The following is a 22271-nucleotide window of genomic DNA, read 5'->3' on the forward strand; positions in this document are numbered from 1 at the left end:
TCGGATAACCTGCCATGCTTGGTATTTACAGAAAACCTGGGGCGCAAAGCACAAAATGCCGCTGCGTTTTTACGCATGGTATCTTATCGTCATACTAACCCAAAATGTGTTTTCGGTCAGCCTGCTTAGCTACGTGACCGACGAGCAACGAAGAGCAGGACGAAATTTGGCAAGAGCAGCCCGAAGTGTAAAATCCCAACACGCTCTTAGTCTTGTTCGTCATTTCATGGGATTAAGGGTGCCTTTGAAGCACCGTTTAAAATAGGGTTCAGCATAGGTTTGAGCCGCTTGATTGATAACAGAGACCAGCGGTAAACCTGCTCTTAGAGCGTGTTGGGACTTTAGTAATCGGCCTGCAAACTACACTTTTTCGCTTATACTTCGTCCCGAAAATCCTTCCCGCAAACTGCGGGACAGGCTATTCAACTCAGGCTAAACTCCGGTTTTCGTGCCTCGTCTAACCAAAAAATTGTTAGTTTTCGACTAGAAGACAAAAGTCCCAACACGCTCTTAGCGCATAGGTTTTATTCAGGTTTCGATCCTTTGGACACTTTGCAGAGGGCTGTAAGATAAAGGTTTCCGGATAGGATGGCAAGCCCGGGCCAGGAATCAGTGGGAAAACAGCTTTGGTCTTAAAAAAGCGGGCATTCATAGAAAAGCGGCACGCAAAACTTGAACTTTAACACTTATTCCCTCATCTTGACCACCAAGAGATGCAACTAAATCTATTTAGGAAGCGTCCTTTGACCATACACCCGACTGAAATAGACAATGCCGGCGAGCATTTTTTGCTTGCACAATCTGCACATCATCAATGATTAGCACCTGCCTTTCCCGGCAGGGTAACGCTACATTTTGATCCCCTATTTCAAGTCCGGTTTAACGCATATTTCAGGCTGCGGCCTGTTGAGGAATAGAGTTTTTTTCATACTAATCCAAATGTCGTTGCTGTGCTCTGACGCACGGCAACTTTTGGATTGAATGAAGCAAACCAAGATCGTTTTTTCATACTAATCCAAGTTTCTGAGGGCACCCGACAGGGTTGCCCTCCTTTTTTTGGCCATACGCTCTAAACACCAACGGGGCTATGACGACATTAGATCGCCATAGCCCCGTTGAGTGATCAGAAGCCTTCCCTGCCTACCAGGCCGGAATGAGGTTCAGCCCGAAGGTGCCCTGGGTTTTCCGCTGCAGCGGGAAAGCGCAATAAGGCTCAAGCACCATAGCGCCAAACAAATTGACACGCACGGATGCGCCCACGCTCATCAAAGGCTGTGCCGCGTAGCGGTCCACAATCGGCTCTCCGGTAGGGCCGATGAGCGGGTTCCCTTCGTTGTCTGTACGGTAAGTTGCACCGCTCAGCTGGTCAAAATCGTACCAGGCCACTGCCGCATCAGCAAACAGGGTCAGCTCGGTAAACAGCAAGCCCGATTTGATGAGTGCTAACCGCTCAGGGCCGGTAAACGGAATGCGGACTTCGACGTTGGCCACGCCAAGCTTGCTCCCGAATAGCTCTTCGATAGAACGGCCATTCTGACTGAGGATAGCACCCGCATCGCTTGTGCTGTAGCCGCGTATGAACCAGCTGCTGCCCGCGTAGTAGGGGAACAGCTCGTTGGCGCCCTGTCCGTAACGCCCGATGTGCATCGCCCGAAAGGCCAGCCCAAACCAGTCGAAGTACTTGTACTTGCGGTAATCTGCCGTGGCCTGAAAGTAGTTGAACTCGCCAAAGTACCGGTCAATACCCAAACGGAACCGGTGCCCGTTCAGTGGGCCGACAAGCCCGCCCTGCGCATTATCACCAACCACAGCCACCCCTGTATTCCAAAGGTTGAAGCCTTCGGGGCTGTCGAGCTTCTCGCGCTCCTGCCCCAATTGGCGGCCAACGTAGGTACCATCGGTTTCGTAAAAGTTCACGTATTGATCAAGGCGCGAACTGTAACGCGCGTAGGCCATCGAGCCTTCTGCCCGCAGGGTGGTGGAAAACGGGTAGGATACGAACGCGCTCACCTTATCTTCAAAAATGCGGCGCACATAAAAGGAGTCCGCCACAACCGGGATGAACAGGTCTTCCTCGACTTCCAGGGACTCAAAGCCCCGCCCGCCGTAGGCAAAGCTCCGGAAAGGCATATGGGAAACCGACATGCCCCAGTTGAGCTGCCGTTTGCGGTTGATGTAGGCTACGGCTCCGCCAAAGTCGGTGATCTCACCATTCAGCGCCAGGCTTGTGTACAACTGATTGTCGCCCAGGATATCACTAAAGAGCAGATCCACCCCTCCTGCCAGCCCGGTTTGTGTGCCAAAAGTGTTGCTTGTGCCTACGCCTACGCCCGCGCTGCCACCTACGTAGTCGAGTTCGAATTTCGGCTTGTACGGCACATGGGCCAGCGCAGAATCCGCAATCGTTGCCTTTGCCGGCAGCTTCTGCAAAATACGGTCTACGCTGCTCGTTACCATTTTATTGAACCGTGGCAACTGCGCCGCTTTAAAGTCTACGGAGTCCGGGTCTACTTCTTGATTCAGAAAGTCGATCGGCCGGGCGCGGTAGATGCGGTAGCCATTCTGAGAGAAATAGGTGTACAGCACCCGGTCTCTGCGCCGTGCAATGCTAATAGCCGGTGCATAGTGGGTGATGCCGCTCACGCCGGTAATCAGGTCGGTCAGCTGATACACCTTTTGGCTGCCCGGCTCGTAGCGGTAGATGTTGCGGAAGCCGTCCCGGTTGGACAGGAAGAGGATATTCCCGGTAGTATCGAAAACCGGGTTCAGGTTGTCAGCGCCCGGGAAAACATCAATATCGGTTGAGCGCCCGCTCGCCATATCCAGCGTAGCCAGGTTGAAGGCCCAGCGGCCATTAGTGCGCCCCCGCTCCCGGGACAAGCGGTCGGTGGAAAAGACGATGGTATTGCCCTCTTCCGACCACTTGGGGTGCAACTCGGAGTAAGCATCGTCCGTGAGGGGAGCTACGGCACCGGTACGGGCGTTGACCTGATAGAGGTCCGTTTCACCCTCCACCAATCCCGTCACTACGAAGTGCATGCCATCGGGCGACCAGTCCGGGTTGCTGAAAGCTTGCAGCCCATCGGGGCGCAGTTCCCGCACCGTCTTGCCGGTTTCCACATCCTTAATGACCAGGATATTGCGGCCCTTGCTGAAAGCGACGAAGGCAAACTCCCGGCTGTTGGCCGACCAGGTGCCGGAGCTTTCGATGTAGTCAAAGTCATCAATATGGCCGGCGCGGGTGCTGCTTGCCACCTTGCGGATGACCTCCCCGGTACGGGCATCGGCCAGAAAGAGGTCGATAGAAAAGAGGTCTTTTTCGGATAAAAAGATCACGTACCGGCCGTTGGGGCTGATTTCCGGTGCCACGTTCATACGGCCGCCATTTTCCTTGCCGATGAGTTCTTTCCCGACCACCCGGTCGGTAACAGCGGTGGTATCAAAGGCGGCACCGAAGTGGCGCTTCACGCCATCTACCCAGAGTTTGGACAAATCTTTTTGAGTCATGCCCAGGACCCGCTTACAGGCTTCATCAAAGCCGTACATAGCCACTCCTTTAAAGAAAGGCTCCACGATTTCATCGCCCCTGAGCCCGGTCAGGAAGGCCCAGAAGACCTGCCCGTAGCGGTAGGGGAAATACTTGGGGTTATTGAGGTCTTTGATTGAGGGGACGTCATCATTGAGCACGGCATCGCGCATCCACATCGCTGTGTGGGCATCGATACTGCCGATCGAGAGGTACTCTGCCATGCCTTCCACCATCCAAAGCGGCAGGTTACGCAGGCTTTGGAGGTTGGTGGAGTCGCCGTTCAGGATCATATTGTACTGAAAGGCGTGGACCAGCTCGTGCCCGAGCACGTGGTGGGTCTGCTGATGCGACATCGCAAAGGGCATAATCACCCGGTTTTTCAGGGCTTCGGTCACCCCACCGGTACCTACGCCAATATTGCCGGAGATGGCATTGGTCTGTTGAAAGTCGGCGTGGTCATTGTAAAAAATGAGCGGGTTGCGCTGCCTGATCGTATCCTTCAGCACATATTGATGTATGCGATACCACTGTTCGGCCTCCTCGGTGATTTCGCGCAGGCGTTCCGGGTTTTGCAGGTAGTGGTAAATTTCGAAGTTGGGGCTTTCGTAGACCTCAAAATCGAAGGTCTCATACTTGGCTTTATTCCGCCCAAAGTACTGTGCCGGCAAGGCTTGCACGCACAAGACAGCAGCCAGTAAGATTACTGTTTTTTGTATTTTCATAGCTCGTCTGTTTAAATCCTGTATTAGAGCGTGTTGGGACTTTTGTCTTCTAGTCGAAAACTGACAGACCGATTACGAAAGTCCCAACACGCCCTTAAAAAAGTATTTGCTTCACCACGTTGTAGCTCAGCGTTTTACCTACCTTTACTAACACTTAAAAAAGGCAATAAGTGCATCCCTGCGGTTAAAGTATTCTTAAAGCGTACGGAGGGGACTGCCGGTACATGGCTGTTGATTTTCCGGGGCGCTTTTTGAGCAGCCGTGCGTCAGGCGCAATGCCTGTTAACTGAACCGGGAAAGGCCCGGGCTTGCCCCGTTATTGGATGTGCGAAAATCCTCGTACTTTAGCGGTTGTGCTTCACACTCCATCAGCTTTTGTATACTCCCCTGAAGAAGCAGTAAGAGACTGTACTGGGATCGGAGCATGCAAGCACGAAAAATCTCGCGACTTAATCAAAAATGAATGGGAACCATAGAATTCTTTAGAGAGGGCATTAGAAACCTCCAAACCGTAGGAACGCTCACCCGCAGCTCAAAACAGCTGTGCAAAGGCATGATCAAGCATATCGACTTTGAGCAGGCTCAGGTGATCGTGGAGTTGGGCGCAGGAGATGGAGTCATCACCAAGCATATCCTACGCAGTATGCGCCCCGATGCCAAGCTGATTGCCTTCGAGGTGAACCCTAAGTTTTGTGCACAGATGCGTGAGATACAAGACGACCGGCTGATTGTAGTGGAGGACTCCGCTGAGCATATCGGCAAATACCTGGCCGAAGCCGGAGCCGAAGAAATCGATTTTGTCGTTTCTGCCATCCCTTTTGTTGCCCTGCCCAAAGAACTCGGCCGGGCGATCGTTGGGAAAGCACATCAGTACCTGAAGAAAAGCGGCTTGTACATACAGGTGCATTATTCCCTGGTGATGCGGCCGTTGTACAACGCGATCTTTGGCAACGTGGACACGAACTTCGTCCCGATCAACGTGCCTCCTGCTTTTGTATTGGTCAGCCAGAAAAGATAATTCATGAACCGATTATTCTTACTGCTCTTCCTGTTCACGGCCTGCAATACCGCAGAAGAGCCCGTACAGGAAGCTACCCTGCCCGGTGCATCGGATATCCTGAGGCGCAGCCTGCAGTTCCATGATCCGGAGGAGCAATGGCCGTTGAGCCACTTTCAAATGATCATTGATGAGCCCCGGACGAACTTCCCGGAGCGGCAGAGCACCATTCTGCTCAATTTACCGGAATCGACCTTTGAGGTCACGCGCAATTATGAGGGCACGCTCGTGCGCCGGGGTATGACGGCAGACAGCTGCTACAACTTTATCGATGGGCAGCCCGTTCATCCTGCCGATTCGGCCACGGTGCTGCAATACCGCCTGCAATGCGACCGCACACAGGGCTACCGCAGCTTTTACCAGCTCCTTACCGGGCTGCCCATGACGCTTTTCTCTCCTGAAGTCTCTTTGGGGGAGGATGTCGAAGCGGTCAGCTTTGGGCCCTATGCCTGCTATGCCGTTCCGGCCCGGCTCAACAACCCCATCATCGGCGAACAGTGGGTTTTCTACTTCGATCAGTCCGACTTTCAGCTCAGGGGCTACCGGGCTGCCGGCGAGGGTGCAGCTGAATACCTGGAGCTCGACGGGCTCCTCCCGGTCAATGGCATGCAACTGCCCCGTATGCGGCATTGGTACAATATCGCAGACTCCACCTACATGGGGTCTGATATTGTGATTACGGTTGAGGCCCTCTGATCACTTCTCCGCCTGCTTGTACAGGTCAATGTAGTGCTGATCCAGTGCTTCTGAATCTTTGTACTTCACCCGCAGCGCCTGCAGTTCTTTTTCCAGGCGTGCCCGGATTTCGGCGTACGCAAAATCGTTGATGAGGTTATTCATTTCCAGAGGGTCCCGCTTGCGGTCGTACAGCTCCCAGGTGTCTATATCGTAGTAGAAATGCACGAGCTTGTAGTCCTCCGTTACGATGCCATAATGCCGCTTGACCATATGCACCGCCGGGTATTCGTAGTAATGATAGTACACGGCTTCCCGGCCCCAGGCTTCCGTATCGCCTTGGAGCAGGGGCACAAGGCTTTGGCCCTGCATATCACCGGGGGCTTCTACGCCGGCGACTTCCAGGAGGGTCTGCGCGAAATCGAGGTTCTGCACCATTTCGGTCGTGGTGGAACCCGCCTCCACCTGCCCCGGCCAGCGCACCAGCAGCGGGGTTTTGAAGGACTCGTCATAGATGAAGCGCTTGTCGAACCAGCCGTGCTCGCCCAGGTAAAAGCCCTGATCTGAGGTGTACACCACGATGGTATTCTCAGTCAGCCCGTTCTCATCCAGATAGTCGAGGAGGCGGCCCACATTTTCATCTACGGCAGCAATGCTGGCCAGGTAATCCTGCATGTAGCGTTGGTAGCGCCAGCGCATTTTGTCCTTTTCGCTCATTTCGGGGAAACGGGCTTTGAAGTCCTCATTCATTTTGCCGTAAGCGGCATCCCAGGCAGCACGCTCCCCGGGGGTCATGCGCGCCAGTTCGTGCTTCAGGGCGTTGATGTCCCAGTCAGAAGTCGGTGGTATGCCCAGCGCTTCCATCACTTCCGGATAGATTTTGGAATCCCCCGCCCAGTTCATGTGCTCGAGAAGGTTCATTTCGGCCTGTTGGGCGGCCTCCCGGCCTTCGTAGTCGTCGAAGAGGGTCTCCGGCTCCGGGAAGGTCTTCTTCAGGTACTGCTCGTAGTAGCGCTGCGGTGGCAGCCACTCCCGGTGGGGCGCCTTGTGCAGGTACATGAGCATGAAGGGGCGGTCGGGGTCGCGGCGGTTGTCCATCCAGTCGAGTGTCAGGTCGGTGATGATATCGGTGGTGTAGCCCTTGATGATCGTATCGCCGGTATTGGTGAGGAAGCGCGGCCCGTAGTACTTGCCCTGGCCGGGCAGGATTTTGAACTCGTCTACCCCCTTAGGGCTGTTGCCAAAGTGCAGTTTGCCAAACATGGCCGTTTGGTAGCCGGCCTCCTGCAGCAGCTGCGGGAAGGTCACATTGGTGGTATCGAAAGGGAAGCGGTTGTCGATCTTGCCGTTGATGTGGCTGTGCTTACCGGTGAGAATGACGGCACGGGAAGGCGCACAGATGGAATTCGTCACGCAGGCATTGGTAAACAACATCCCTTCTTTGGCCAGGCGGTCAATATTGGGGGTTTGGATGAGCTTATCGTTGTAGGCACTGATGGCTTGATAGGCGTGGTCATCAGCCATCATGAAAACGATGTTCGGCCGCTCCGGTGTGCCCTGCCCGAAGGCAAGCCCGGTGGCCCCAAAAAAGAAAAGAAAAAACAGCAGTCTCATGGTATAGCTTGGTTAAACTTTGATGTAAATCCGGTTGCGGTACAGCGCCCAGGCCAGCAGCCAAAAGAACAAGACGTTCGTGATGGCAAAAGCCAGGGATGCGTTGTAGGGGCTGAAAACCGAGGTGTAAAAAGTATCGTAAATCCAGGTTTTGAGTGTCACGGCCTGTCCGCCTGCTTCCCAGCTGATGGTGTAGCTCAGCTTGGCCACGAAGCCCGACAGTACGAAGACAAACAAGGCATTCGCACCGTACACGTAGAAGGGCTTGCCCCAGGTGGTGTACCCTTTGACATCCGCCAGCCAGTAAATGAGGCTGAGAAAGAGGAGAGCTACGCCGCTGCTGTGCAGCACATAGGAGCTTGTCCACAGGGCTTTATTGATGGGGAATACCAGGTTCCAGCCCTCGCTAAGCGCCACCAGCAACAGCCCGGCACCCAGTAGCCCGAGGAAGCGCCGCTGTGCATTGGGTTCGTTTTTCATCCAGTAAGTCGCCAGCATCCCGCTGATGCCGGTAGCGATAGCCGGCAGGGTGCTCAGCAAGCCCTCCGGGTCCCATGTTTTGGATTGGCTCCAGAGGTGGCCGGTACCCAATAGCGTTCGGTCGAGCCATGCCCCGAGGTTGGTCCCCGGTTCCAGGTTAGGCGCGATGCCACCGGGCACCGGCACTAAAGTCATGATGCCCCAGTAGCCCAGCAGCAGGGCAACGGCAATACCTAACTGCCCTTTCCAGCTCGTATTGAGAAACAGCAGGGCACAGATCGCATAAACGATGGCAATACGCTGCAGCACGCCCGGGATGCGCAGGGTGCTGTAGTCAGCGTAAAACAGCCCGATGAGGGCGATGCCCACGCCGGCAGCCAGCACGGTGTACAAGGCCTGCTCCGCCAGCGTACTTTTTACCGGTTTTTGCCCCAAAGCCACGCCCCGGAGAAAAAGGCCCAAAACAAAAACGGTAACCAGCACATAATGTACCGGCAGCAAGGCCGGTGGTGTAGCCTCGGTAAGCTTAAAATGCGGAAAAGCCGCCAGCAGCAGCCCCAGCCCGAAGATGAGCAGGCTGCGGATGCCGATTTTGCGCAGGATCTGCCCCTGCGGCTGCCCCAGGCGCTTGCCGAGCGCCAGCGGGATTGCCATGCCTACCGCAAAAAGGAAAAAAGGGAACACCCAGTCGGTGGGCGTCCAACCGTGCCATTTGGCGTGCAGCAAAGGCGGGTACACCGTCGACCAGGACCCCGGGTTGTTCACCAGGATCATACCGGCAATGGCCAGCCCCCGGAAAATATCGAGGGAAATCAGGCGTTGGTTTTTCGTTGTCTTGGCTGTCATTTTTGAATTCAGCAGTTGGTAGCTTGAAGAAACAAAATATATTTTTGCCCTGCTAATCTTATGGAAATAAAATTGCGCCTTATGTCTCGTTCGACCTTATTCTCCCTACTATTGATGGTGGCTGCCGGCAGCCTTTGGGCGCAGCCGGTGCGGGTGGAGCCGTACGCCGGGGGCACGCTGTTGAAAACAGCTTTATCTACCGCCCCCTTTCCAGCGCCATCCCGGGCGGAAGGGCACGACTACGACGGGCAGCACTATTCACGGGCAGGGCATTATCAGGACAGCACCGTCGCGATTTTTATTCCGGCGGGTTTTGAGCGGGGCGACTCAGCGGACTATATTGTGCACTTTCATGGGTGGTGGAATAGCGTTGATAGTGTGTTGCAGACCTTTGAGCTGCCAGAGCAACTCACTGCGGCCGGCAAAAACGCCATCCTGGTCATCCCGCAGGGCCCCAGGCAGGCACCGGACTCCAATGGCGGGAAGCTGGAGGACGCAGGCGCTTTTGCCGCCTTTATGCAGGAGGTCAGCCGGGTCGCTGCCCGGCATTTGCACCTGCGCAGCCTGCCACCCCGGCACCTCATCCTCTCCGGGCACAGCGGCGGGTACCGGGTGATGAGCTACCTTTTGCAGCAGGGCGGGCTGACAGAACGTATCCGTGAAGTGTGGCTGTTTGATGGATTGTACGGGCAACTGGAAAAGTACGCGATGTGGGTGGAACGGGGCGGCCCCCGCCTTGTCCTGCTCTATACCGATGAAGGTGGTACGCTGTCCACCACCCGTAGTTTACGCAGCAGCCTGCAGGCCTGGGCGCTCCCCTTTACGGAAGTGGAAAGCCGGAGGGGGGAAAGCCTGCCTGCGCTGCCCGAAAGCGGCACTGTTTTCTGGCATACCGACCTGGGCCATAATGCGGTACTGCACGAGCAGCGGCAGTTTGCGCATTTGCTGCGAAGTTGTTCCTGGCTCCTGGACCAGCGTGAGAAGTGACAGAATTATCACTTCTCACGCTTGTCCTATCAGTCGAAGTGCACCTGCAAACATACACTTAGCGGGCGTTCAGACACCGCCCTTTCTGTATGCTGATGCTCTGACTGGCGACGGTATGATGCAAATAGCGGTGTCCCTTTGGTGAGCCTGCCCTCCACCGGCATTACCGGGGCAGGTATTCAGGTGCAGGAGCGCCGGTTGCCGCCGTTGAGGTTGCCGGTATTTTTTGTTTTATTAGCTATGCTAAAAACGATGCTGCCGGTTATGTAGGCAGGGATATCCCGAAGATCAGCGGTGAACGCAGCAGACCAGGCCGGGAAGCCCCATTCAAAAAGAAAGATAGCCCCAGTGGTAAGCAGGACGATTTCCAGCGGCTGCAATTGGCTTTTGTCAAAAAGCCGGCCCCATTCCCACTCTGCAAGACCGAGCAGCAAGGGCATGCAAAGCAGCGGGTCGAGGTAAGCATCCGCCAGTCTACATGCCCACCCCAACCCTTTCTGCGCGATCTGATGCAGCAGTAAGCCACCCAGTGCCGCCCACCACAGCCGCCTTCTCATAACACCGCCATGAAGGCCACTAGCAGGCCGATGAGCAAAAATGGAGAAAGCAGGATCATAACGGCAAGGGCTAACAAACGAAGCCCGATTTTTAACACCACTACGGCTAAATGATCTCCTTCGTTGATAGAAAGCCGCTGATCGAGGGTGCGGTAGGTGGACTTCACCTTATCCAGGGTTTCCTCATGGGCCCGGGGTGCTTCAGAGTCGGGTGGCTGTGCGTCCATTTAGGTTGAATTTAGTGGGTTTGATACAATTAGAACAAATGTACTAAACTATCTAAAATAGAACAACCGTTCTAATCTATTTTAGTCGGTGTATTTTGTATTTTGGGCGAAGATGAAGACAAAGGAACGCATACTGCAGGCTGCGCTACGGCAATTCAACACGACAGGTACAGACCAAACTACGGTACGCAGTGTGGCTGAGGAAGTGGGGATTAGCCATGGTAACTTATGCTATCATTTTAAAAACACGGACGAGCTTATTGAAGCCCTTTATCTGCAGTTGGTTGCCGAAACAGCGGGAGTCGTTGGAGTGCTTACTATCCAACCGCTGGATTTAGCGGCCACCTGGTCCCAATCGTATGCCACTTTTCAATTGCTGTACCGCTACCGTTTTTTGCTTTTGGATTTTGCGCGGATTATTCGCCGGATTGAACGCATGCGCCATAATTTCCATCAACTCATGGCACTGCGCCGGCAACAAATGCAGGAGGGTTTACAGCAGCTTATCGATGGGGGATGGATGCAGCCGGCGCCACTGCCCGGGCACTATGAAGCCTTTATTACCAACTTGCTTATTATTGGGAACCACTGGATCACGGAGTCGGCCATTCAGTACGAGGAAACAGGAGAACAGGTCGTACAGCACTACCACCGGGCAATGATGTCGATATTCGTGCCTTACCTCACTGAGAAAGGGCTCAAAGCTTACCGGGGCCTGATGAATGAGCAGCACTGACCTGTCCCGGATCGCACACAACAGGATGTTTCCCGCCCCATGGATTCAGCACCTGACCAAATAGCCTAAAATTCGCTCTTGAAATGGAATTGCACCTCCGGGTGGTTCTCCTGTGCCATTTGCAGCGACCAGGCAGACTCCGCCAGGTAGACGAGCTGCCCGTGCTTGTCGCGGGCGAGGTCGCGCTTGCGGCGCTGTATGAACGCCTTCAGGGCTTTCTCGTCTTCGCAAGTCACCCAACAGGCTTTGTGGAGGTTGACCGGCTCGTAGCTGCACTTAGCCCCATACTCGTGCTCCAGACGGTACTGAATGACCTCAAACTGAAGGGCGCCCACGGTACCAATGATTTTCCGGTTATTGTCTTCTTTGGTGAAAAGCTGGGCAACGCCCTCGTCCATGAGTTGTGCCAATCCCTTGTCGAGCTGCTTGTACTTGAGGGGGTCGGCGTTATTGACAAAGCGGAACTGCTCCGGAGAAAAACTCGGAATGCCCTTAAAGTGGAGTACTTCGCCCTCGGTGAGGGTATCCCCAATTTTGAAGTTGCCGCTATCGTAGAGCCCGACCACATCGCCGGGGTAGGCTTCTTCCAGGATGGTCTTCTTGGCCGCCATAAAGCTCGTGGGGTTAGGAAACTTCATCTTGCGGTTTTGCCGCACGTGCAGGTAGTTGGTATTGCGCTCAAACCGGCCCGAACATACGCGCAGAAAGGCAATACGGTCCCGGTGGTTGGGGTCCATATTGGCGTGTATCTTGAAAACGAAGCCTGCAAATTTATCTTCCGTAGGCTTCACCTCCCGTTCCTCAGTAACCCGCCCCAGTGGTGGTGGTGCTACTTCCACAAAACAATCGAGCAGCTCGCGCACGCCGAAGTTGTTGATGGCTGAACCAAAGAAAACCGGAGAAAGCTTGCCGTCGAGGTATGCCTGCCGGTCAAATTTAGGATAAACTGACTCTACCATGTGGACCTCCTCCCGCAGTTCATCAGCTGCAGCTTTACCCACCAGGTCGTCCAGTTGGGTATCCGCCAGGTCATTGATTTCGATGGTTTCTTCCTCCTCCTCCTGCTTGCCGTGTGGCCGGAACAGGACCAGCTTCTGCTCGTACATGCTGTAGACCCCCTTGAAGCGCTGACCCATGCCAATCGGCCAGCTCAGCGGCCGCACAGTAAGCCCCAGTTTTTGCTCCAGCTCATCGAGCAGGTCAAAACCATCGAGCCCCTCACGGTCCAGCTTATTGATAAAAACGATGATGGGCGTATTGCGCATCCGGCACACGTTGACCAGCTTTTCGGTCTGTGCCTCCACGCCCTTGGCTACATCGATCACCACAATCACACTATCTACTGCCGTAAGCGTGCGGTAAGTGTCTTCCTGGAAATCCTGGTGGCCAGGTGTATCGAGGATATTGATCTTCAGGTTTCGGTACTCAAACGCCATGACGGAGGTCGCTACCGAAATTCCCCGTTGCCGCTCAATCTCCATAAAATCGGAGGTGGCGCTGCGTTTAATTTTATTCGACTTTACGGCACCGGCCACCTGAATGGCCCCGCCAAAAAGCAGTAATTTTTCCGTGAGGGTCGTTTTGCCGGCATCCGGGTGGCTGATAATGCCGAAAGTGCGGCGCCGGTTGAGTTCTTTGTTAAAAGACATATAGATTGCGTGAAATTTAGGAGGCGCAAAGGTAGTTAATTTTCTGCCGAAAGTGCCGATCTTCAGTTATTTAGCTATAGGGGCATAAAGACAGTGCAAACCAAGGCAGCCGTATGTGGGTTAATTGTAGGGCAACGGTTTTTTTCCGTACCTTACTAACTAGAAACCAACTTATGCTCGAACTATCCGGCATCATCGTTTTAGGCATATTCGCACAATGGCTGGCCTGGCGCATCAAGGTGCCCGCTATTTTGCCGCTAATCCTGATTGGGCTGCTCGTCGGGCCGATTTCCACGTTCTTTACCTATGATGGCGAAAAACTACTGGAACCGCTGCTGGTCAGAGGGGCAGACGGCGCAATTGGTATCTTTCCGGGCGAATATTTGTTCTCCTTTGTTTCCCTGGCGATCGGCATCATCCTCTTTGAAGGGGGGCTCACGCTGAAAAGGAAAGAAATTGCAGGCGTGGGGCCAGCAATCCTCAAAATGATCACGATTGGCTCGCTCATCACTTTCCTCGGGGCTGGCCTGGCGGCGCATTACCTGATGGGGCTCAACTGGGCGATCTCCTTCCTGTTCGGTGCCCTCATTATCGTGACCGGCCCTACGGTAATTGCTCCTATTTTGCAAAACATCCCGCTCAACCGCAACGTCAGTACGGTCCTGAAGTGGGAAGGCATTCTCATAGACCCCATCGGGGCGCTCGTTGCCGTATTGGTCTTTGAGTTTATCCGCTCGGCCGAAGGGGGCGTGGAGTTCACTTCTCATGCGCTGGTTTCCTTTTTCCAGATTCTGCTGACCGGTCTTGCGATGGGCGCAATCGCCGGGTATGCACTGTACCAGTTTATCATCCGCGACCTCATTCCGCATTATCTGCTCAATGTATTCACGCTGGCTATGGTGCTGCTCATCTTCGTCTTTTCAGATGTACTGGCGCACGAGTCAGGCCTGCTCTCGGTAGTCGTCATGGGCATGGTGCTGGGCAATCTGGAAGTGCCCTGGCTCAAAGAAATTTTGTCTTTCAAGGAGTCGCTCAGCGTGCTGCTGATCTCCATTTTATTTATCATCCTGGCCGCCCTCATCAATGTGGATGATATTCAGATCATCATCAGCGACTGGCGGGCCCTGGGGCTCTTTTTATCGATCACGTTGATCCTGAGGCCGTTGGGCGTCTTCCTCAGCACCCGGCGTTCGGAGCTCAACTTCCGGGAAAAACTCTTTATTTCATGGGTAGGGCCGCGGGGTATTGTCGCGGCGGGTATTGCCTCCCTCTTTGGCCTGACGCTAACTTCCGAAACGCCACCGGTAGAGGATGCAGAATTTCTGGTGCCGCTCGTCTTTATGATTGTACTCGGCACCGTGCTTATCAATGCGACTACTGCGCGCCTCATTGCACGCCTGCTTAAGGTAACACTAGACAGCTCAGAGGGCATTCTCATCATCGGGGCCAACGGGGCCAGCCGTATGATCGCCCAGTACCTCCAAAACCGCAACCGGCACGTGGTCCTGATCGATAACAACGAAAGCAATGTGAATAAAGCGAAGGAAGAGGGCACAGAAGCTTATAATGTCAATATTTACACCGATGACCTTGCAGACCAGTTTGAGCTCCTCGATATGGGGTATATGATCTCCATGACGAGCAGCGCGGACATCAACAACTACGCTGTGCGCAAGTACCAAAAGATTTTCGGTGAGAATGGCTCTTTCCGGCTGCTCACCCCCGACGAGCTCAAGCGCAACCGGGAGGAACTGCCACAGCAGGGCATCTTTTCCTATACCGACGACTTCCTTAACCTCAACGAGATTGCCCGTGATTATCCGTCGATCCACGAGCTGGAAGTAGACTCCAAAGAGGATGTGGAGCGCATTCTGGACCGCACCGCAGTCAACACGCATACCGCACCGCTGTTCCTGCTCTCAACAGACGGCAACCTGGAACCCATTCCCCACAGCCTTGATGAATTCGACTTTGAGGAAGGGGTGAAGGTGGTTTACCTGGGCCGGAAGCTTGAACAGCCGTCCATAGGCGAAGTCCTGGGCGATTAGCGCTGCTAACCGGCCTTATTGATCAGGTCCAGGATATCATGGGTGGTGACAATACCACAGATACTGTCATCTTTATCGATTACCGGCAGCGCCTGATAGCGGTTTTCTGCCAGCAGGCGCACCGCTTCTTTAATGGGGTCGCTGTCCCGGAGGGTTTCCACCTCCTCCTTCATGAGCTCCATCGCTTTGAAAGCGCGCAACTTCGAGGTTTCGCGGAAGCGGTCGGTCTCGTGGGAGGTATACCCCCTGAGCAGGTACAGGAAGTCTGATTTGCCTACGATGCCCACAACTTTGCGCTTTTCATCGAGTACCGGGATGTGGTGAATTCGGTTTTCCTTGAACAGGGTATCGATTTCAGTAGCAGGGCTGTCCGGTGCAACGGTTTTGAGTTCGGTAGACATTATAGTGGAAATGGGCGCATTAAGGTCCATGGTATTGCTGGTTTTGGTTTTGTAAAAAATCAAAAATAGGGCTTTTGGGTATTAGCCCTAAATTCCAATGGTTAATAAATAGAAAAATTTACGGTTCCCAACGTAATCAGGGCAATTTTGCCAGCCGGTAGCGCCAAATAATGCCCCTTAGCTTCTGCGCGTACTCGGGGTCTGTGGCATACCCTCCGCGTTGTATTGCATCCGTCCAGCCGGTGTAGTCGTCTGCCTCCAGCCCCCGTAGCGCAGCGTAGCGTTTGTTCTGCATCAGAAAATAGCCAAAGTCTTCATAGCTGCGCCTTATAAGGGGGTACTTCTTGAAGCACTCTTTCTCCGTACGAAACTGCTGCCCATCGTACTCCTGTGTAGGCTTGCAGTACTCCAACCCGCGCCAGTCGGGTTTGGACTTGATGCCGAAGTGATTGTTGGCGTACCGGGCCAGTTCGCTCCGGCCCCAGTCGCTTTCCAGCCCCGCCATCGCATAAATGATGGCCTTGGGGATGCCCGTTTCCTGATGCAGGGCTTCCGCCAAAAAATCATGCTTCTGAATGTAAGCCCTCACTTTCCAGGGGCGCTCGGTAGCAGTTTCCTGATTGCGCTCAGAGATAAAGCTGCACACCAGCGTAAGGCCGAGTGCAAAAGTGCTGTACCGGATTAATGGCCTGAGGCGTTTCATGCTTCGTCGTTTTTCCACCCCGTATCATTTCTTTTTTGGCGGATTGGGCTTGTGAGACAGATAAAATATCGCCCAAATATACCAATGTCTTTAAACCCCGGCAACAAGTCCGATAATCCTGTACCTTTGCCGCGCAATTTTTAAACCTATGTGGCAAGAGGTCAAACATACTTTAAGGCTGGGCTGGCCCATCGTACTGGGCAATATGACGCAGATCGCGCTGGGCATTATCGACAGCGCCATGGTGGGCGCTATCCACAGCTCCCAGCTGGCAGCGGCAGCCTTTGTCAACAACCTGATCACCCTGCCGCTGGTCCTGGCTATCGGGCTAACCACCGCGATTTCTCCGCTGGTCGCTTCCGCTTTGGGCGAGCAGGAACCCGACAAGCCACTGCGCATCCTCTTCAATGGCGGGCTGATCGTCACGGGGATGTCACTTTTGTTTGCCATTGGCATTCACCTGGGCGTAGATATGGTGGACTACTTTGGGCAGGACGAGATTGTAGCGGAGCTGTCCCGCCCTTACCTCATTTGGATGGGCTGGGGCATGGTGCCAATGGCGGTATTCATGGCTATGAAGCAGTTTGCCGATGGCCTTGGCCGTACCCGGGTGCCGATGTACCTCGCCCTGCTGGCCATCCCGGTCAACGTGCTGGTCAATTATGCCTTTATCTTTGGAGAGTGGGGCGCCCCGCGTATGGAGCTGGAAGGCGCCGGTGTTGGCACTATGGCGTCCCGCGTAGTCACTATGATTGCCCTTTTCTGGCTCATCGCCTATGGTAAAGGCTTTGCTCCTTACCGGCAGCACCTGTCCGATCAGCTGCAAATACGCTGGGAGCGCTTTCAGGATATCTTCCGCATCGGTATCCCGGCGGCACTGCAATATGGTATGGAGGCAGGCGCTTTTGCCATATCAGGTATTATGGCAGGGTGGCTGGGCTACATTCAGCAGGCAGCCCATCAAATCGCTATCAGTATTGCTTCTTTTACCTTTATGGTCTCGGTAGGCATTAGTGCGGCCGGCAGCATACGGGTCGGGTACGCCTACGGCCGGCAAGACTGGGCGCACGCCCGCAGTGTAGGGCAGTCTACCCTCGTCATCGCAGCGGCCTACGGGCTGCTTTGCGCCATCCTTTTCGTGCTCACCCGCCACGAACTGCCTCTGCTGTTCAACGATGAGCAGCGGGTGATCGAGTTTGCGGCCACTCTGCTCTTTCTGACGGCGGTGTTCCAAATATCGGATTCCGTACAAGCCATTGGAGTGGGGCTGTTGCGGGGCATTCAGGACGTAAAAGTGCCCACCTTTTTTGTGCTGCTGGCTTACTGGGTTATTGGCATCCCTTCCGGCTACTGGCTCGCCTTTGTGCTGGAGCTTGATGTTGCCGGTATCTGGATTGGGCTGGTCTTGGGGCTGAGTGCCAGTGCGGTGCTGCTCACCCTGCGATTTCTGCGGCTCACACGGCGGCAGACGGCGCCCCCTCTACCCAAATCCTGAGGACCGCTTCACCTTTAGAGCGTGTCGCTTACCGTACTTGTCCGGTCAGGGCATGCAACAAAACGCCCGGCTGATTTGTGTACTTTGGGCGATCATTAACCCAAATACCTGATAGCATGCCTGTCTTCTGGTTAGACCCCGAGTACTTGCTCTTTCCCGACCCGGCGCTTTCCAACCCGGATGGCCTGCTTGCTGCGGGTGGCGACTTGTCGGAAGAACGCCTCCTACTCGCCTACCGTAGTGGTATCTTTCCCTGGTACGCCCCCGGTGACCCCATCCTATGGTGGTGCCCGGACCCCCGGTGCGTGCTATTCCCCAATGATCTGAAGGTGTCTAAAAGCATGCGCCCGTATTTCAATCAGCGCAAATTTAAGGTGACTTTCGATCAGTGCTTCACGGAGGTCATGCTGGCTTGCGCCCAACAGCCACGGGACGGTCAGGCAGGTACCTGGATTACCCGGGAAATGATGGAAGGCTATACCCGTTTGCACGAGGCAGGCTATGCGCACTCGGTAGAGGTATGGAAAGATAAGGAGCTGGTGGGCGGGCTGTACGGTATCGCGATCGGTAAGGTCTTCTTTGGAGAGTCTATGTTTGCCAGGGCCTCCAATGCTTCTAAATTTGGTTTCATCTCCCTCGTCCGCCAGCTGAAAGCGCAGGGCTTCACCCTAATTGACTGTCAGCAGGAGACCGGCCACCTGCTTAGCCTGGGAGCGACGACTATTCCCCGCCCGGAATTTTTACAGGCTCTGCGTGCAAATGATGCACACCCGGATGGTGAGGGAAAGTGGGGATAGGAACGTTTCTTCAATCTAACCGGAAGGTTGTTTGTTGTAAAAGCTGTTTTTTCCATTCCAATAAACACTTCAGGCGCTTGTACCTTTGCCTGCCTCGTAATCCGCTATAATGGATGCTACCTCTTCCACAGTCAGACCTGCTATCTCAGCAATATCAACCACGGAAAGCCCTTTTTCATGAGCCCGGATTACTACGGTATGAGCCTTACGCTCGACGCCTTGCTCGATGCCCTGCTCAATGCCTTGTTCGATGCCTTGCTCCAGCACTTCCTTTAAAATGGCTTCTTCCAGTCCCATAGGTTCTCGTGATTTGGTAATCTTGCGTACTTCATTTTCAAATTTAAGCTTATTCTCGGAATTTTGAAAGGACACATACATATTGATGAAGTTGTACAACTGCCGGATTTTCGCTTTATCCAGCCCCCGTGACAATAAGTGGCGCATCAGCTCCAGTTTACTGATCATCAATTGATTATCTTCTTTCAACCTGGGATCTAATGCCCGGTAAGCCGTTTCCAGGGCTAACCCAAATGGATTTCCCGAAGCCCTTAAATCCTCTGGGGTTTTGTCTGCCAATATGAACGATTGAAAACGATAAATAAGTTCCGTCCCCATAAAACTAGTCCGATAGGCAGTAGCATGATAAGCCCGGTTGGTATCTGTATAAAGGGCTATAGCCGTAACCGGCTTATTGTAGCGATCCAAAATTCTGTAATAATACTGGAACATCCGGAAAGCAAAATCTGCATCTGGATAACCCTGCACCTCGACATGTGCTAAAAACCAATGCTCCTCACCATCGTTCAGCCAGACTTTAAAGAGTTTATCCGCATGCCGCCGCCTGGTATCCGCCTCGGGCATGATTCGTTCAAGGTCCTTATCCAAAAATACTACGCCCCGCCTGAGATCTATCTGATCCATATACGCCGGGAAGAAGAAATACAGAAAGTCTTCTACCAATTCCTCAATGAGGGCTTTCCAGAGTGTGTCGCGCCGTACCATAATAGCAAAATATGGAAACCCTCTGAAAAAACCAAATTATTTGAAACTTTTTATTTCAATCGTTTAACGGTCAACTTATCTTCTTCCAAATCCATTACCTCCATTTCAGACACCAAACTATCCTTCAAAGTCCTAACCTGAATGATTCCCGTGCAAGCATTATAGTCCCATTTCCCTTCTTCCATATAGTGGGCATCCAGTGGATGTAAGACCATATATTCACAATTGCCCTCGTCTTTTAAAACATAGACCGCCCTAAATCTGCTGAGGCTATGTGTGAAGCGTTCGGCATTGCAAGCCTGCTCCAAACATAGCCTCAGCAGATATAGGGACAGCCTAAGTTTAGAAAGATCAGTTCACCGCAGGCGTCACTACAAACTTGCGGAAATCAATAGGCCCGTGGTCGCCCTGAATCATGATCGGGCCGGGCTCGCCTTCGTTGCTGTCCAGTGAGCCACCGGTGATGCCGGGGATGGGCCGGTTAGAAATCACTTCAACCCCATTGAGCACTACCGTAACGTGCCTTCCCACAAGGGTGACTTCATAGGTCTGCCACTCTCCTGGCTTTTTCGCTGCGTTGACCGTTGGGGCGATAAATCCGTAAATGCCGCCAATACTAACATCATCCGCGCGGCCTTTGGAGTCCTCAATCTGTAACTCGTGACGCCCGCGAAGGTAAATCCCGCTATTGCTGCCTTCGGGGTAGCGGAACTCAATGCTGAGCTTGAAGTCATCAAATTTCTGAGTGGAGATCAGGTTGCCGCCTTTTTTGGCATTCATCATGATCCCATCAACCATCTTGAACTGATTGTTTTCCGGGATGATCCAGCGGTCCATATTCTCAGTGAGCAAATTGATGGGCGTTCCCCATACCGGTGGCTCGGCTCTTGTCAGGCTTGGTGCGCGCACGCCGGTAAACTTGAGCTTATTCCCGTCGAGCATTTTATAGCCCGACAGCTTGTCGTCTTTCAGGCTGAACTCAAAGTAAATATCATCAATGTCCATCCACTGTGGCGGGATGGTAAAGTGGTACTTATCTTTTGCTTCGTCGTAGTGGATTTCGGCAATGGGGCGGGCGCTGCCTTCGTACCCCACGTAGTAGCCCACGAGCGTAGAGAAGCCCGACAGCTTCACCTGCAGCCATCCCGGGAAGCCCTTAGATGACATCAGCCCGTGCCTGAAAATACCGAGTTTTTTCAGCTGGTCTTGCTCCATTGTGATGGTAAGGTCCCATTTGCCAATCAGTTCCGAATCGCTCTCCACGCGTTGTGCAGACAGGGTGGAAAAAGCCATCACTGTACATACTGCTAAAAGCAAAGCTCTTTTTAAATCCTTCATCATTATTCCTTTTGTTTTGGTTGTGGTAAAGAAGTCTTGAAATAAACCATTATTTATGGTTTTCCAAAAAGGGATGGAACCGGGTTAAAAACTGCTCCGGTTTTTCTACAAAAGGCGTATGCCCGCAATCATCAAAAACCGCTTCGGTGTAGGTACCCCCATTGCGCTGATACTGTTCGAGTACGTAGCGGGTTTGGCTCACCATAGGTTGTGGTGGGTATACTTCCTCGCCAGGGTAGTTGGGGATCAGCCCCAGTTTGCCAAGTGTGCCAAAATCGAACAGGGAATTGTCCGAAACGATCTGATCATCGGCGCCGCGTACCCACAAAATAGGTGGCTTAGCTTCGGCATGAATGAATTTTTCAACCGACGCCCCGATATACTTAGGTGAGGTGGAATTGATAGGCCCATAATTTCCAGGAGCCACGAAGGGGTAGTTTTCGGAAGGCACAAAGTCGCCGGGGTACTTGGTGTCGCCTGTCTTTTGGCTCAGCAGCGAGCTCAGGTATTCTTCCTCCCGTTCCGGCTTGAAAGGCGGCTTCCAGTAGAAGGTGTTCATGACTACGCGGGGCGAGGCTTGCGGATTATCGCTCCCCCTGTCCTTTTCGCCCATTAATTTGGCAAATTCAGCGTTGACGATACCTCCGCCTGAGCCGGCAAAATCAGCATAGTTAGGTGTCCCTTTCTCGTCTTTTGTACCTCCAAAGCCAAATGGGGAGCCTGGGGCCACCAAAGTAGCCGACAGCACGCGTTCGCCTTCTTCAGCAATGAGTGGAAAAAGGAACGCGCCGCCCAGCGAATGCCCGGCAATATGATAGCGTTCAATGCCAAGCGCCTCGCGCAAAGCCTGAAAATCGGCAACCCAGTCGGCCATGCCACGGGTCGCATCTATGACTTGGTCTTCCGTATCGCCGTAGCCGCGCAGGTCAGGCGCTATACCCCTGAAACCTTCGGGCAGATTCTGCATGGTTTCTTCCCAAAAGAAGGAAGAGCTGCCATTGCCGTGGATGAAAAATACAGGCGTGCCGCTTTCGCGGAAAAAGCGCACAAACTGTGCTAAGCGGGGAGTGGAAATTGTTTTTTTGGTTAGCATTGGTATCATTTATGATTGAGGGTAAGCACTAATTTAGCGAATATGGACGTATCAGAGCCACGCTATGGCAGATAAATATTTAGCTTAACTATTACCGGTTTTGCTCAATGAAGGCTGCCACATCCTGATTGAATTTCAGCGTTTCTTCAAACATCAGCGAATGAGCCTTTTGCACATAAATAATCATTGATTTGCCCTGTTCTTTAGTGGAAATATTATCAAAATGAAAGCCGTTGTCTCTCAGATGAATGGCGCCGGGCTTCTTCTCTTATTACAGACTTCTTATCGCACCACTATCGGGACAGAAAACAGCCC

At 53.5% G+C, this 22271-nt stretch carries 19 protein-coding genes; 8 read left to right on the forward strand and 11 right to left on the reverse strand.

Translation table 11 applies throughout. The features are described from left to right. A partial coding sequence (locus tag RIC19_RS09515) for a hypothetical protein (protein ID WP_350178075.1) occupies positions 1 to 265 on the forward strand: 265 nt, incomplete at its 5' end. 875 nt (positions 266 to 1140) lie between these two features. Here the strand turns inward: RIC19_RS09515 and RIC19_RS09520 are convergent. Then, positions 1141 to 4251 (reverse strand): basic secretory protein-like protein, encoded by a 3111-nt coding sequence (locus tag RIC19_RS09520; RefSeq protein ID WP_350178076.1) that lies wholly within the window; start codon positions 4249 to 4251, stop codon positions 1141 to 1143. Positions 4252 to 4804: 553 nt separating this feature from the next. On the opposite strand from RIC19_RS09520, the gene RIC19_RS09525 reads away from it, so the two are divergent. Together RIC19_RS09525 and RIC19_RS09530 are read left to right on the forward strand one after the other, a co-directional pair. Beyond that, positions 4805 to 5269, forward strand: a complete 465-nt coding sequence (locus RIC19_RS09525) for a class I SAM-dependent methyltransferase (protein WP_502930830.1) — start codon at positions 4805 to 4807, stop codon at positions 5267 to 5269. 3 nt (positions 5270 to 5272) lie between these two features. Continuing rightward, on the forward strand, positions 5273 to 6004 hold the full coding sequence (locus RIC19_RS09530) for a DUF6503 family protein (RefSeq protein WP_350178078.1): 732 nt from the start codon (positions 5273 to 5275) through the stop codon (positions 6002 to 6004). Here the strand turns inward: RIC19_RS09530 and RIC19_RS09535 are convergent, their stop codons facing one another. Together RIC19_RS09535 and RIC19_RS09540 are read right to left on the reverse strand one after the other, a co-directional pair. Beyond that, positions 6005 to 7597, reverse strand: coding sequence for a sulfatase family protein (locus RIC19_RS09535; protein WP_350178079.1), 1593 nt, complete (start codon positions 7595 to 7597; stop codon positions 6005 to 6007). Positions 7598 to 7609: 12 nt separating this feature from the next. Continuing rightward, the gene (locus RIC19_RS09540; RefSeq protein WP_350178080.1) at positions 7610 to 8923 is read right to left on the reverse strand and encodes an acyltransferase family protein; all 1314 of its coding nucleotides are present in this window, start codon (positions 8921 to 8923) and stop codon (positions 7610 to 7612) included. Positions 8924 to 9004: 81 nt separating this feature from the next. Between RIC19_RS09540 and RIC19_RS09545 the strand changes: the two genes are divergently transcribed. Beyond that, a complete protein-coding gene (locus tag RIC19_RS09545) occupies positions 9005 to 9910 on the forward strand; it encodes a hypothetical protein (RefSeq protein WP_350178081.1) in 906 nt (301 codons plus the stop codon). 179 nt (positions 9911 to 10089) lie between these two features. On the opposite strand, the gene RIC19_RS09550 is transcribed toward RIC19_RS09545, so the two are convergent. Together RIC19_RS09550 and RIC19_RS09555 are read right to left on the reverse strand one after the other, a co-directional pair. Next, positions 10090 to 10467, reverse strand: a complete 378-nt coding sequence (locus RIC19_RS09550) for a hypothetical protein (RefSeq protein ID WP_350178082.1) — start codon at positions 10465 to 10467, stop codon at positions 10090 to 10092. Beyond that, positions 10464 to 10694: a hypothetical protein gene (locus RIC19_RS09555; RefSeq protein WP_350178083.1), complete on the reverse strand. Its 231-nt coding sequence runs from the start codon at positions 10692 to 10694 to the stop codon at positions 10464 to 10466. The genes RIC19_RS09550 and RIC19_RS09555 overlap by 4 nt, the downstream gene beginning before the upstream one ends. Before the next feature lie 112 nt (positions 10695 to 10806). Between RIC19_RS09555 and RIC19_RS09560 the strand changes: the two genes are divergently transcribed. After that, positions 10807 to 11430, forward strand: coding sequence for a TetR/AcrR family transcriptional regulator (locus tag RIC19_RS09560; RefSeq protein WP_350178084.1), 624 nt, complete (start codon positions 10807 to 10809; stop codon positions 11428 to 11430). A 65-nt stretch (positions 11431 to 11495) separates the two neighbouring features. Here RIC19_RS09560 and RIC19_RS09565 read toward each other — a convergent pair whose 3' ends face one another. Next, on the reverse strand, positions 11496 to 13079 hold the full coding sequence (locus tag RIC19_RS09565) for a peptide chain release factor 3 (RefSeq protein ID WP_350178085.1): 1584 nt from the start codon (positions 13077 to 13079) through the stop codon (positions 11496 to 11498). Between the two features lie 173 nt (positions 13080 to 13252). Between RIC19_RS09565 and RIC19_RS09570 the strand changes: the two genes are divergently transcribed. After that, complete coding sequence (locus RIC19_RS09570; protein WP_350178086.1) at positions 13253 to 15127, forward strand: cation:proton antiporter; 1875 nt, start codon at positions 13253 to 13255, stop codon at positions 15125 to 15127. A 5-nt stretch (positions 15128 to 15132) separates the two neighbouring features. Here RIC19_RS09570 and RIC19_RS09575 read toward each other — a convergent pair whose 3' ends face one another. Beyond that, complete coding sequence (locus RIC19_RS09575) at positions 15133 to 15558, reverse strand: CBS domain-containing protein (protein WP_350178087.1); 426 nt, start codon at positions 15556 to 15558, stop codon at positions 15133 to 15135. 106 nt (positions 15559 to 15664) lie between these two features. Continuing rightward, positions 15665 to 16231, reverse strand: a complete 567-nt coding sequence (locus tag RIC19_RS09580; RefSeq protein WP_350178088.1) for a glycoside hydrolase family 73 protein — start codon at positions 16229 to 16231, stop codon at positions 15665 to 15667. 148 nt (positions 16232 to 16379) lie between these two features. Here RIC19_RS09580 and RIC19_RS09585 point away from each other — a divergent pair, with 148 nt between their 5' ends. After that, positions 16380 to 17726, forward strand: coding sequence for an MATE family efflux transporter (locus RIC19_RS09585; protein ID WP_350178089.1), 1347 nt, complete (start codon positions 16380 to 16382; stop codon positions 17724 to 17726). Positions 17727 to 17842: 116 nt separating this feature from the next. Then, positions 17843 to 18523 carry a leucyl/phenylalanyl-tRNA--protein transferase gene (gene aat, locus RIC19_RS09590; RefSeq protein ID WP_350178090.1) on the forward strand — a complete coding sequence of 227 codons (681 nt, stop codon included), beginning with the start codon at positions 17843 to 17845 and terminating at the stop codon, positions 18521 to 18523. A 69-nt stretch (positions 18524 to 18592) separates the two neighbouring features. Here the strand turns inward: aat and RIC19_RS09595 are convergent, their stop codons facing one another. From RIC19_RS09595 to RIC19_RS09605, 3 genes are all read right to left on the reverse strand, one after another. Then, positions 18593 to 19525, reverse strand: coding sequence for an Rpn family recombination-promoting nuclease/putative transposase (locus tag RIC19_RS09595; protein ID WP_350178091.1), 933 nt, complete (start codon positions 19523 to 19525; stop codon positions 18593 to 18595). A 351-nt stretch (positions 19526 to 19876) separates the two neighbouring features. Beyond that, positions 19877 to 20866, reverse strand: coding sequence for a 3-keto-disaccharide hydrolase (locus RIC19_RS09600; protein ID WP_350178092.1), 990 nt, complete (start codon positions 20864 to 20866; stop codon positions 19877 to 19879). Between the two features lie 46 nt (positions 20867 to 20912). Continuing rightward, complete coding sequence (locus tag RIC19_RS09605; protein ID WP_350178093.1) at positions 20913 to 21956, reverse strand: alpha/beta hydrolase; 1044 nt, start codon at positions 21954 to 21956, stop codon at positions 20913 to 20915. Positions 21957 to 22271: the final 315 nt, after the last annotated feature.

It is taken from the genome of Phaeodactylibacter sp., from assembly GCF_040219495.1.
GTDB lineage: Bacteria > Bacteroidota > Bacteroidia > Chitinophagales > Saprospiraceae > Phaeodactylibacter.

Excerpts from the sequence above, each read along its gene's own strand:
- RIC19_RS09560 (WP_350178084.1), top strand. The coding sequence starts at position 10,807 with ATGAAGACAAAGGAACGCATACTGCAGGCTGCGCTACGGCAATTCAAC.
- RIC19_RS09585 (WP_350178089.1), top strand. The coding sequence starts at position 16,380 with ATGTGGCAAGAGGTCAAACATACTTTAAGGCTGGGCTGGCCCATCGTA.
- aat (WP_350178090.1), top strand. The coding sequence starts at position 17,843 with ATGCCTGTCTTCTGGTTAGACCCCGAGTACTTGCTCTTTCCCGACCCG.
- RIC19_RS09580 (WP_350178088.1), bottom strand. The coding sequence starts at position 16,231 with ATGAAACGCCTCAGGCCATTAATCCGGTACAGCACTTTTGCACTCGGC.
- RIC19_RS09565 (WP_350178085.1), bottom strand. The coding sequence starts at position 13,079 with ATGTCTTTTAACAAAGAACTCAACCGGCGCCGCACTTTCGGCATTATC.
- RIC19_RS09575 (WP_350178087.1), bottom strand. The coding sequence starts at position 15,558 with ATGGACCTTAATGCGCCCATTTCCACTATAATGTCTACCGAACTCAAA.
- RIC19_RS09535 (WP_350178079.1), bottom strand. The coding sequence starts at position 7,597 with ATGAGACTGCTGTTTTTTCTTTTCTTTTTTGGGGCCACCGGGCTTGCC.
- RIC19_RS09555 (WP_350178083.1), bottom strand. The coding sequence starts at position 10,694 with ATGGACGCACAGCCACCCGACTCTGAAGCACCCCGGGCCCATGAGGAA.
- RIC19_RS09570 (WP_350178086.1), top strand. The coding sequence starts at position 13,253 with ATGCTCGAACTATCCGGCATCATCGTTTTAGGCATATTCGCACAATGG.
- RIC19_RS09550 (WP_350178082.1), bottom strand. The coding sequence starts at position 10,467 with ATGAGAAGGCGGCTGTGGTGGGCGGCACTGGGTGGCTTACTGCTGCAT.
- RIC19_RS09525 (WP_502930830.1), top strand. The coding sequence starts at position 4,805 with ATGATCAAGCATATCGACTTTGAGCAGGCTCAGGTGATCGTGGAGTTG.
- RIC19_RS09605 (WP_350178093.1), bottom strand. The coding sequence starts at position 21,956 with ATGCTAACCAAAAAAACAATTTCCACTCCCCGCTTAGCACAGTTTGTG.
- RIC19_RS09530 (WP_350178078.1), top strand. The coding sequence starts at position 5,273 with ATGAACCGATTATTCTTACTGCTCTTCCTGTTCACGGCCTGCAATACC.
- RIC19_RS09600 (WP_350178092.1), bottom strand. The coding sequence starts at position 20,866 with ATGATGAAGGATTTAAAAAGAGCTTTGCTTTTAGCAGTATGTACAGTG.
- RIC19_RS09545 (WP_350178081.1), top strand. The coding sequence starts at position 9,005 with ATGTCTCGTTCGACCTTATTCTCCCTACTATTGATGGTGGCTGCCGGC.
- RIC19_RS09595 (WP_350178091.1), bottom strand. The coding sequence starts at position 19,525 with ATGGTACGGCGCGACACACTCTGGAAAGCCCTCATTGAGGAATTGGTA.
- RIC19_RS09540 (WP_350178080.1), bottom strand. The coding sequence starts at position 8,923 with ATGACAGCCAAGACAACGAAAAACCAACGCCTGATTTCCCTCGATATT.
- RIC19_RS09520 (WP_350178076.1), bottom strand. The coding sequence starts at position 4,251 with ATGAAAATACAAAAAACAGTAATCTTACTGGCTGCTGTCTTGTGCGTG.